This is a genomic window from Arsukibacterium sp. (assembly GCF_033722355.1).
Classification (GTDB): Bacteria; Pseudomonadota; Gammaproteobacteria; order Enterobacterales; family Alteromonadaceae; genus Alishewanella.
The window spans coordinates 1-10,100 of the sequence record NZ_JAWVZF010000098.1 but is presented as its reverse complement, the minus strand read 5'-3'; the positions used below and the strand labels follow the sequence as shown (position 1 = coordinate 10,100).

9 protein-coding genes are annotated in these 10,100 nt (G+C 51.3%); 4 read left to right on the top strand and 5 right to left on the bottom strand.

Going from position 1 to position 10,100, the window contains the following annotated elements:
- The 3 genes from R3177_RS09830 to R3177_RS09820 form a co-directional block, all read right to left on the bottom strand.
- A partial coding sequence (locus R3177_RS09830; RefSeq protein WP_318970863.1) for an amidohydrolase family protein occupies positions 1–951 on the bottom strand: 951 nt, incomplete at its 3' end.
- Positions 951–1,700 (bottom strand): ABC transporter permease, encoded by a 750-nt coding sequence (locus tag R3177_RS09825; protein WP_318970862.1) that lies wholly within the window; start codon positions 1,698–1,700, stop codon positions 951–953. The genes R3177_RS09825 and R3177_RS09830, both read right to left, overlap by 1 nt.
- On the bottom strand, positions 1,697–2,635 hold the full coding sequence (locus tag R3177_RS09820; RefSeq protein ID WP_318970861.1) for an ABC transporter ATP-binding protein: 939 nt from the start codon (positions 2,633–2,635) through the stop codon (positions 1,697–1,699). Before R3177_RS09820 ends, R3177_RS09825 begins: the two co-directional genes overlap by 4 nt.
- 159 nt (positions 2,636–2,794) lie before the next feature.
- Between R3177_RS09820 and R3177_RS09815 the strand changes: the two genes are divergently transcribed.
- Both R3177_RS09815 and R3177_RS09810 read left to right on the top strand, forming a co-directional pair.
- Positions 2,795–3,874 (top strand): sensor histidine kinase, encoded by a 1,080-nt coding sequence (locus R3177_RS09815; RefSeq protein ID WP_318970860.1) that lies wholly within the window; start codon positions 2,795–2,797, stop codon positions 3,872–3,874.
- Entirely contained in the window at positions 3,874–4,470 is a 597-nt protein-coding gene (locus R3177_RS09810) for a response regulator transcription factor (protein ID WP_318970859.1), read from the top strand. Before R3177_RS09815 ends, R3177_RS09810 begins: the two co-directional genes overlap by 1 nt.
- 15 nt (positions 4,471–4,485) lie before the next feature.
- Here R3177_RS09810 and R3177_RS09805 read toward each other — a convergent pair whose 3' ends face one another.
- Both R3177_RS09805 and R3177_RS09800 read right to left on the bottom strand, forming a co-directional pair.
- Complete coding sequence (locus R3177_RS09805) at positions 4,486–5,178, bottom strand: hypothetical protein (RefSeq protein WP_318970858.1); 693 nt, start codon at positions 5,176–5,178, stop codon at positions 4,486–4,488.
- An 83-nt stretch (positions 5,179–5,261) separates the two neighbouring features.
- Positions 5,262–7,064, bottom strand: a complete 1,803-nt coding sequence (locus R3177_RS09800; protein WP_318970857.1) for an alpha/beta fold hydrolase — start codon at positions 7,062–7,064, stop codon at positions 5,262–5,264.
- A 138-nt stretch (positions 7,065–7,202) separates the two neighbouring features.
- Between R3177_RS09800 and R3177_RS09795 the strand changes: the two genes are divergently transcribed.
- Both R3177_RS09795 and R3177_RS09790 read left to right on the top strand, forming a co-directional pair.
- Positions 7,203–9,299: a winged helix-turn-helix domain-containing protein gene (locus R3177_RS09795; RefSeq protein WP_318970856.1), complete on the top strand. Its 2,097-nt coding sequence runs from the start codon at positions 7,203–7,205 to the stop codon at positions 9,297–9,299.
- Between the two features lie 85 nt (positions 9,300–9,384).
- A complete protein-coding gene (locus R3177_RS09790; protein WP_318970855.1) occupies positions 9,385–9,936 on the top strand; it encodes a DUF3617 domain-containing protein in 552 nt (183 codons plus the stop codon).
- Positions 9,937–10,100 lie beyond the last annotated feature (164 nt).

The following is a 10,100-nucleotide window of genomic DNA, read 5'->3' as shown; positions in this document are numbered from 1 at the left end:
GATTGCAGCATGGCTGAAACGCTCCGTTAAACTGTTTATCGCTGCCGGCTTCAGCCAGGCTGGCGGGGCCTGCAGCAACAATTCGTCATTTATTCTGCCCCCGAGCATGCCTTCCATCACGGTGATGGTTGGAATGATAAAGCGCTGGCGGTCAGCCATCAGCTTAAGCAACTTATCGCTTACCGGTTCGCTGAAAAAACTGTGTACCAGGCCATCAGCACCCGCTGCTATCGCCTCCTCAGCAGAGGGTAAATCGGCGATATGCACCACTGCCAATACATCATGTGCTTTGGCGGCGGCAATTACTGCTTTTAGCGTTGCCAGATCAATGGATGGTCTGAACCGCCGCAATGCTTTATCTGAGGTGTAAACAATTTTAATAAAATCTGAGCCTTCGGCGAGGCGCGCAGCGACAAACTCACTGGCCTGGTCAGCATTCTCTATTACCGGAATGCTGACCCCATATTGGGTGCCATGACCTTTTGGTGCAGTCACCAGGGTGCCGGCACCATAGATGTCGGCCTGATCTGTGCGGGCAGTCCCCGTTCTGGCTACCTTTTGTGACAACAGAAACTGTTTGTCACCAAACATATCCAGTACCGTGGTTACCCCGAAATTAAGCGCCTGCTTAAGCGCATCGTCCCAGGCATGAACATGACTGTCGATTAGCCCTGGCATCAGCCATTGATTATTGCCATCAAGCCACGGTAAGGGGCTGGCGGGTTTATCAAGGTAAAGTTGCTGAATCCGGCCATCCCGGATCTCGACAAAACGCTCATCACGCCATGTTTCACCATCAAACAGCCTGACCGGCCCGAGAATAAAGCTGTTAGCGGTAAGCTCCGCCGCTGGCCCGGCAGGGCGTGCTGCCAGGGTTGGTTCTGGCTGTGGCAGCAGCATAAAAAACAGTACCAGCAGCGCCGCGCTAATCATTATTACGATACCTTTCATTACTTAACTCCTGCAAAGCGACGGAAGATCAACAGACTAAGGATGGTCAGAACCGCTGTCGTCAGTACCAGGATCAGCAGATGCAGCTCAAGCGGATAGCCCTGATCCCTGGCCAGTAATTTTAAGCCCAGTTGCGACAGGTGATAGCTTGGCCATAGCCAGGCCAGCTGTTGTAAAAACTGTGGCAACAGATGAATGGGCAGCCAGAGCCCCGATAAAAAGGCCATCGGCAAATAGAGCAAATTGACCACGCCAGGTGCCGCTTTATCAGTTAGCGTCAACCCCAGCAGCAAGCCAATTAACGCGAAAGGCAGGGTCCCCAGCAGCATAATTAACGCCAGGCTCAGCCATTGGCTGTGATAGAGCCGGACCTCACCAACAGTGGCTGCAATACTGAATAACAGCACAATGATCAATAACGCAAATACCAGACTGGTGATCATTTTTGCCAGTAAATACGCGCTGACCGGCATCGGCGACAGCCGTTTTAACGTTAGCCAGCCCTGCGCCCGGTCGCTGGCAATATTCATCGCAAAATTAAACATAGCCGGCCCCATAATACCAAAGCAGCTGTAAGTCACCAGCATGTAGGCTGCATGGCCAGCGGCGCCAGACGGGCTGAACAACACGCCAAAAAACAGATAAAATACCACCGGAAAAGTCAGCGCCGGCAACACAAAACCCGGCGTACGCCAGACACTGATTAAATCGTACCAGGCTTCTTTCTGATAAATAGTTAATGTACTCATGCGGCTTGCTCCCCCAGGGTGTTACTGTGCTCAGCAGAGGATGCGGTCAGTTGTAAAAACGCCTGCTCCAGCGCCACTTGCCGCACCTCCAGCTGACTCACTGTGTTGTCCCGGCTTAGCAACGCCAGCACTGTTTGCTCAACATGGCTGCTATGCAAGGTCACGACATCCTGCTGCCGGCTTAATTGCAGCACTCCGGGCAGCGCCAATAACGCTGCATCGTTTAAGGCACTGCAACATTGCACCAGCTTGTAGCGGGTTAAGGCCTTTAATTCGCCGGGGCTGCCACTGGCGATAAACTTGCCCTGATGCAGCACCATAATCCGATCGGCCAGCTGCTCGGCTTCTTCCAGATAATGGGTGGTTAACACAATACTGGTACCTTGCTGTCGCAACTGATCAATACGTTGCCATAACTTGCGCCGCGCCTCCACATCCATGCCAAGGGTGGGCTCATCCAGAAACAACAGGTCTGGCTTGCCTGCCAGCGCCAGCGCAAATAACAGCCGTTGCTTCTGGCCGCCGGATAGCCGGCCAAATCGTTGTCCGGCTTCAGTATTAAGGCCGGCCAATGTCACCAGCTCCGGTGCGCTGTAGCCAGCGGGGTAATAACTGGCAAATAAATCGCACTGCTCTGCCACCGTTAAATTGGCGCTTAAACTGCCAATCTGCAGCATCACCCCCAGCTGAGCGCGCAGTGCACTGCTACGTCCGGTGCCCTGCTGCAGTTGTCCCAGCAGATAAATGTCGCCACTATCGGCGGCTGTCAGGCCTAACATGGCCGAGATCAGCGTGGTTTTACCGGCACCATTAGGGCCGAGAATAGCCAGTATCTCACCCTGAGTAACCGTTAAATCGATATTGTTAAGCACGGTTTTATCCGCAAATCGTTTTGTCAGCTTTTTCAGCTGCAACAGCGTTTTGGCTTGTTTCATTGTTGATTTCTCCTGTCGTCCGCTGCAGTATCTGTCAGACCCTGTCATGGCCATAGTGTCAATTGTCAGCAGTCACAGATGACATTTGTCACTGGATTAGCCGGCATCGTCTGTCAATAATAAGTTTAAGCAGGCTCACATCAGCGCAAGAGGATAAAGGTGACAACAGCAAGCGGGCTAAGCCTGGAGCGGAAATTCAGCTGGGTTTATCTGATAAACCTTATTTTCTATATTGTTCCGTTATTTACCGTGGATTTTGTGCTTTGGCAGTACCTGAGCATGACCGCGGCACTTCTTGCTTTTCTGGCTTGTTACTTCTGGGCCTATCACTGTCACCGCAAGCAGATCCACTGGCCTGTTGCCGGTATTGTGCTGGTCGCAGCGTTGATCACGCCGGTTAACCCGGGCTCTATCGCCATGTTCGCTTATGCCGGTTTTTTTATTGGCTTTGCCTATACGTTACGCCGCTATCTGCTGCTGATGTCGCTGCTGATTACCTTACTGGTGCTGTTAGATGCGTTGCTAAGCATTCACTGGAAGCTGTTTTTAGTGATGGGTATTCCTATTGTGCTGGCGGTGAGTTTTCTGGGCCGGGCCGAGCAGACCAAATTGCGCCACCGGCTGGCCGAAAAGCAAAGCGAAGACGAAATCAAACAACTTGCCGCTATGGTCGAACGGGAGCGGATTGGCCGGGATTTACATGATATTTTGGGCCATACACTGTCAAGTGTGATTTTAAAAGCGGATCTGGCAAGCAAACTGCTGGCACATCAGCAACCGGAGCCCGCCCGCCAGCAGCTGGCAGAACTGAGTCAGATAGCCCGCGATGCCTTAAGCCAGGTACGACAAAGTGTTTCCGGCTATAAGCATCAGGGACTGACCGCAGAAGTTAGCAAATTGCTGGCGCGGTTACGGGATGCCGGGTTTCAGGCCACGTTAACCGGCGAAGTGCCGGCCCTGAGCAACCAGCAGGAAACGGCGGTTATTCTGGCATTAACGGAGCTGGTGACGAATGTGATGCGTCACAGTAAAGGTGACAGTTGCCACTTACAATTTACCCAACAAAACCATAATTTGCATATCGCATTCAGTGACAATGGTCCGCCGGTAACCATTATTGAAGGTAATGGCCTGAATGGCCTGCGCCAACGGCTCGCTGCCATCGGTGCCACTTTGGCATTGCAGCAGCAACCGGGGCTGACAGCGGCTATTCAGTTACCCCTTAAGGAGCAACGTTGATGAATATATTACTGGCTGAAGATCAGGCGATGGTCCGCACCGCGCTGGCCAGTCTGCTCAGGTTAGAAACGGGCTTTGCCGTGACAGAAGCTGCAGACGGCAAAGCGGCATTGGCGCAGTTAAAAAGCCAGGCGTTTGATTTGCTGCTCAGCGATATTGAAATGCCCGGCCACACCGGCATCGAGCTGGCGCAATATGTGCAGCAACAACAGTTGCCGACCAAAGTGGTGATTATCACTACCTTTAGCCGCACCGGTTATGTTAAACGGGCGATGGATGCCGGGGTGGGTGGTTTTTTGTTAAAAGATGCACCGGTCGAGCAGTTGGTTAATGCGATATCTCAGGTAATGAGTGGCAAAAAAGTAATCGACAGTGAACTGCTGTTAAACTCGCTTGGTGAGCAAGACCCGCTTACTGATAAAGAGCGCCAGGCGCTGCGGCTTGCTGCGGAGGGTAAAAGCACCAGCGAGATTGCTGGCGCGCTGTATATTGCCGAAGGCACCGCCCGTAACTATTTGTCAGAGGCGATGAGTAAATTACACGCCGCTAACCGGATTGATGCGGCCCGGATTGCCCGGCAGAAAGGCTGGCTGTAAGCCCGGTTACCCGCCTTATTGCAACGCGCGGTTAAGTTCCACTTGCAACGCTTCAATTTTCCTCAGGGTACGTTCAATAAATTGTTTGCGCTGGCTGGTTTCATTCAAGGCAAACGCTATCATATTTTTAAACAAAATCTTATGTGGCATTTGCGGGTCCTGCAGGGTGCCGGCCATCATATCTACGCTTCTGATTAATAAAGGAATGAACTCTTCATCCAAACCCTGCAGATAATTTTGCTGCAGCTGGTGTAATATTTCATAACTTTTATGCACAGCCAGCAACTGGGATTTTATCTCCTGATTACGAAGAAGTTTAAAATCGCCGGACTCCCTGAGCGACAACAAGGTAAAATCCTGCGGTGAAAAAAAATGATAATTGGTTACTGCTTCAGAGCCAGTGAGCGCTGTTGCTGCGGCAAACTCCGGATCGCTGGTGTAACGCGGATCATTTATTGCCTGCAACTGGGTCTGTAACGTCTGTAGTTTTTGCTCGATACGGCTCAGAATCACGCCAAGCTCTTTTTGATCCGAACGCAAATCGGCCGCAAGCAGGCCAATATACTCACTCTCTTTTCGCTGATCTTTCCAGGTTTGAACTTCGTTTTCCATCCACAGCGCCAGATAAATGCCAAAGGTCAGAATCGCCAACTCTTTCACTGTGCCTGCAACGGAAGATGAAAAAAACATTTGGCGGAGTCGGTTCATTTTTTCTGTCTACCTGTCTCTTAGCGTCATATAAATCTAACCGACTATCGGCTAATACGCCATAGCGATGCCGCACTGTAATGTTAAGGCAGTTGAAGTTGGGCAAATAACCAGTCCAGCGCCACTTTAATTTTTTCAGGCTGGTGCAAAGCGACCAAATGGTCACTATCATTCAGCGGAATATACTGCCCATTCGCAAGCTCGGCTTGCTGCTGATTCCAGGCATTACTTTCCTGCTGCCATAAGCGCAACTGTTCGGCATTGCCGGGGTTGGCATCTATCTGCGCCTGCTCGAAATCAGTATCTATTACCGATACCGGTAACGCTGTCAGCATTGGCAACGCCGCGTAAGCGTTTAAATCAGCACTGTAAGCAGCAATTTCCCGCGCCCGGCTTTGCTGGTGATTTATCAGCAAACGCTGCTGGCTTATCAGATCAAAATAATGCCAGTTCATCAGTGGGTTATCGCCAACCAGTTGTTCAGCGTGGTTTCGCTCTGCCTGCAGTTTTTCCCTGGTACGTTCAGTCCAGGCGCCCGTGGCCAGATGCGGCAGCAACGCTTCCAGATTTGCCAGATACCAGTCTGCCGGATAGCCCTGATAAACGCTTAAGGCATTGGCGGTGGGCACGTCCGGGTCTATCAGCAGCATGGCTTTAATATCAAACACCTGCTGCTGTTGCTGGTAAAATAGCCGGGCGCTGATACTGGCACTGGCCATCGCCACGATCACCACCTGTTGTTCGTCCAGCTGCTGCAATACTTTGGCGAGATCACCAGCAAACCGCCGGTATGACAGATTATCGTCGCTTTCACTGAAACCATTACCCAGCCGGTCGATGCTATATACCCGGTACTTTTCAGCCAGCAACGGTTGCAGCAATGCAAACCAGGCGCTGTCGCTGTGGTAATTTTCATTGGGGCCTGCCAGTAACACCACTGCCGGACCGGCATGTTGTTCACCCATAGCGCGAACGTGCAGCTTCTTGTCACCGGCTGGCACCAGACTGGATTTTTCAGGCAAGCGCTGGCTATCCAGCTGGCTGAAAAAAGTAAGGATTTCGGCTGATGTGTCAAATGAACTGAATTGCCACTGGTGCTGGCCTTGCTTGATACTGAATAATTCGGCTTTTTGCCGGCCATTGCTGTAACTCAGCAGCTCCACCTTTTCAGCTGCCAGTGTTTGCTGCTGCGCCAGTGGTAAACTGCTATTCAAACTTGCAAAAAGTTTGATAGCCTGCGTAGCAGAGTTCAGACCAAAATTAGCATGGGACAGGCCGTTATAGGGCAATACCTCATCATCTTTACCCATTACCATCATGATTGATACAGGTTGCTCTGGCGCGCAGCTTGTTGATAGCTGATCAGACATTGGTGCTGCTACCGTTGCAAAAGCTTTAAAAACAGTACTGCGATTACAGGCAAGATTCTGGGTAAATAATGCACCCTGTGAAAAACCTGCCGCGTAAATTTCGCCGGCCGTGATCTGGTGCTTTTGCTGAATATCGGCAATAACCTGGTCGACAAAAGCTAAATCGTCTACCCCTTTACGGTGGGCGATATTACAGTTACACCCCTCGTTCCATTCGACTTCTTTCGAATTAGGATAAGCAACGATATAGTCATCACTATACTGCTCTAACAGCACCGCTTGTTGCATGCTGCTGGCAGTGCCGCCTGAACCATGAAAGGCCAGCAGTAATTTATAACTATTTTGTGGCTGGTAATTGGCGGGCAGTTTCAGCAGATAGCTGCGGCCGTGTATTTTAATAAGATCTTTGTTTACCTCGACGTTGGCTGTCTTGCCGCTGCCGGATGAGAGACAACCACAAAGCTGGACGACTAATAGCACGACAGCTAAAGCCTGTGTTATTACTTGTAATTTCATATTGCTTTCCTGTTAACATAAAGTCGCAGGCCAAACTAAAGACAAACCGCAAAGATAGCGATAATGGCCAGATGATGGATTTATGATGAAAAGCTTATTATTCGTTTCAGACTACATAACAGGGAGTTAAACCAGCGAATGGATAAACAGTTATGGCAGCTTGGCCAGCTGATATTTGATCCGCAGCGCCGGACCCTGCAACATTCCGGCCGACAATCTACGCTGGAACCCAGACAGGCGCAGCTGTTGCTGCTGTTAGCCCGGCATGCTAATGAGCCGGTAAGCCGCGAACAGTTGATTAGTGAGGTATGGCAAGGACGGGTTGTCAGTGAAAGTGCCATCAATCGGGCCGTTAGTTTGCTGCGCAAAGCCTGTACCAGACTGGATCCGGCAACCGAATATATTGCAACAATTCCCAAGCTGGGCTATTGCCTGTTACCTGACGCCCGCCTGGTACAGCCGGGCGCAACGACGGTTTCCGGAATCATGCCGGCAACACCGGTACGAGCGCTTAACGATACCCCGCCAGACACTGTAGCCGCCGATCCGCCAGGCATAACAATAAAGCAGATGACAATAGGGCTGGCACTGATTATCACCGTTGCCATTGCAGCAGCGGGCTGGGTCTGGCAGCAGTCAATGCCCGCAGGACTGGCAGGGCAAAATACAGTGCTGATTCCAACGCCTGTTACCAGCTTTGATGGCGCAGAATTTGATATCAGCAGCAGTGATGATGGCCAGTTGCTGTACCACCGGCGCAATGCTGAGGGCAATATTCAGTTGTGGCTTCGCAGTGGCCAGCAGAACAAACCACTTATTGCCGGGCCGCTGCAGGCACGAAATGGCAGTATCAGCCCGGATGGCAATAAACTGGTGTACCGCAGGCTGGACGGTAATCAATGCCAGATCATGTTAATGCCATTACGCCCTGCCGGTCCTGAACGCGCTTTATTCGACTGCCCGCATGACAGTGTGTTCGAGGCCAGCTGGGGCCCGGCCAGTGACTATTTTTTTTACCGGTTACGCCAGGACAAAACCCGGCCCTATCTGGTATATCGCTATCAGCTTGCTACCACCCATCAGCAACAGCTCACGCTGGCCGATCCGGCAAGCTTCAGTGGTGCTGCTGCGCTTGCTGTCGCGGCAAATGGCCGGCAACTGGCGGTTGCCAGTTATCTGAGCGCCCAACGCAGCCGGCTGAGTTTTTATCTGTTAGCTGAAGGCCAGTCACCAATACTCCGGCACACCGTTGATCTGGATATTGAGGTTGTTGACTTAAACTGGCCAGCAGACCAACCACTGGTACTGGCGGCAAGTCATCAGCTGTTTACGCTTACGGCAGATTCTGGTCTTAATCATCTTTTTTACTCGCAGCAAGCCGTAAATTCCATTACCAGCAGTGGCGGGCGCCTGTACTTTGCTGACCAGCAGCAACAGGCCGATATCTGGCGGCTGCCACTGAGCGCAAGCACCGACCCTGCTGCTGCCAGCCTTTATATTGAAAGTTCGCGGCTGGATATTTTACCCCGGGTTAACCAACCCGACTCCGAATTGTTATTCTTAACCACCCGGCACGGTCTGCATCAGATCTGGCGAAAACCTTACAATAGCCCGGAACAGATGCTGGCAGCGATACCGGCACCTGCCAGTTTTATCAGGTTCAGCTGGTCGTTTGACGAGCGCAGCATTTATTTCAGTCAGCAAGGCGCGATATATCAGCTGGAGCTGGCCACTGGCCAGCTGACACAATTGATAGAGCCGGAACATCAGGCCTATGTCGTTAATCCCGGTCCGGATAAAAACAGTCTGATTTACAGCAGCAACAAAAGCGGTGACTGGCAACTATGGCGCTATCAGCTGCAAGGCGCCATTCACCAGCAACTGACCAGCCGGGGTGGCTACAGCGGCTATCAGCAAGCGCAGATGCTTTATTACAGCAAATTTCATCAGGATGGTTTATGGCAGCTGGATTTAAGTAGTGGTCAGGAGCAACTGCTGCTGGCTGATTTTGACAAAATTAACTGGCTGAACTGGCAGTTGCAGGACGAGAGCATTATTTATTATCAACCGGGCACCGGGGTTTTCCGTAAATTGCTGGCCGCAGATACTGAGCCAACCTTGCTGCTGGCGCACAGTGCTGAGCTGGTGCATCAGTACAGTGTCAGTAATCAGGCTATCTATTTTGTTAAACGCCAGCTGCCGCAAGGTGATATATATCAGCTGTCGCTGCCATAAACCTGCCGCTTTGCGGTTTCGCTGGTTAGCTTCTATGCTTGCATCTTGTTGTCATCGTCTTGATTAACCATCACGGAGGATCACCATGCAAGTTTACCGGAAATTACCAGGCAGCATTCTGAAGACTGCTTTTTGCAGCTTCGTTATTAGTTTAAGCTTAGCCGGCAATGCAGAAACCCTGCAGCTGAATGTCGAGCCTGGCTTATGGCAACATAATTTCAGTATTACCACTGCCAGCGGTGAGCTGGAGCGCGCGATGCAACAACTGGAGCAGCAACTGGCCAGTATGCCGGCGGCACAGCGCCAGATGATGGAAAAAATGATGGCCAGCCAGGGTATGTCTTTTGACTTAAAAGGCCGTTCGATGCAGGTTTGTCTGACCCAACAGCAAATTGACGGTGGCCAGTTGCCGCAACAGGATGGCTGCCAGCAGCAAATCAGCCAGAGTGGTGATAACAGCTACCGCTTTTCGTTTAGCTGTGATACCAATCCACCCACCAGTGGGGAAGGTGAAATGACTTTTAGCAGTCGCAAAGCTTATAGTGGCACTGCCAGTTTTACCACACAGGTTAATGGTAAAGCCGAACAAATGACCATGCAGCAAAGTGGTAAGTGGCTGCAAGCTGACTGCGGCTGATTGTCTTACGTTAGAACAGGAACTGTTATGCCCGAACATCGTTATCCGCTGGCAAACCAGCTGCGCCAGCACAGTCCGCTCGTATTTGGCTGCATGAATTTAGGCGGCGGCTGGAACAATAATCCGCTGTCTGCTGCTGATATTGCGCAAACCCATCAGGTAAT

Excerpts from the sequence above, each read along its gene's own strand:
- R3177_RS09800 (WP_318970857.1), bottom strand. The coding sequence starts at position 7,064 with ATGAAATTACAAGTAATAACACAGGCTTTAGCTGTCGTGCTATTAGTC.
- R3177_RS09795 (WP_318970856.1), top strand. The coding sequence starts at position 7,203 with ATGGATAAACAGTTATGGCAGCTTGGCCAGCTGATATTTGATCCGCAG.
- R3177_RS09810 (WP_318970859.1), top strand. The coding sequence starts at position 3,874 with ATGAATATATTACTGGCTGAAGATCAGGCGATGGTCCGCACCGCGCTG.
- R3177_RS09805 (WP_318970858.1), bottom strand. The coding sequence starts at position 5,178 with ATGAACCGACTCCGCCAAATGTTTTTTTCATCTTCCGTTGCAGGCACA.
- R3177_RS09790 (WP_318970855.1), top strand. The coding sequence starts at position 9,385 with ATGCAAGTTTACCGGAAATTACCAGGCAGCATTCTGAAGACTGCTTTT.
- R3177_RS09825 (WP_318970862.1), bottom strand. The coding sequence starts at position 1,700 with ATGAGTACATTAACTATTTATCAGAAAGAAGCCTGGTACGATTTAATC.
- R3177_RS09820 (WP_318970861.1), bottom strand. The coding sequence starts at position 2,635 with ATGAAACAAGCCAAAACGCTGTTGCAGCTGAAAAAGCTGACAAAACGA.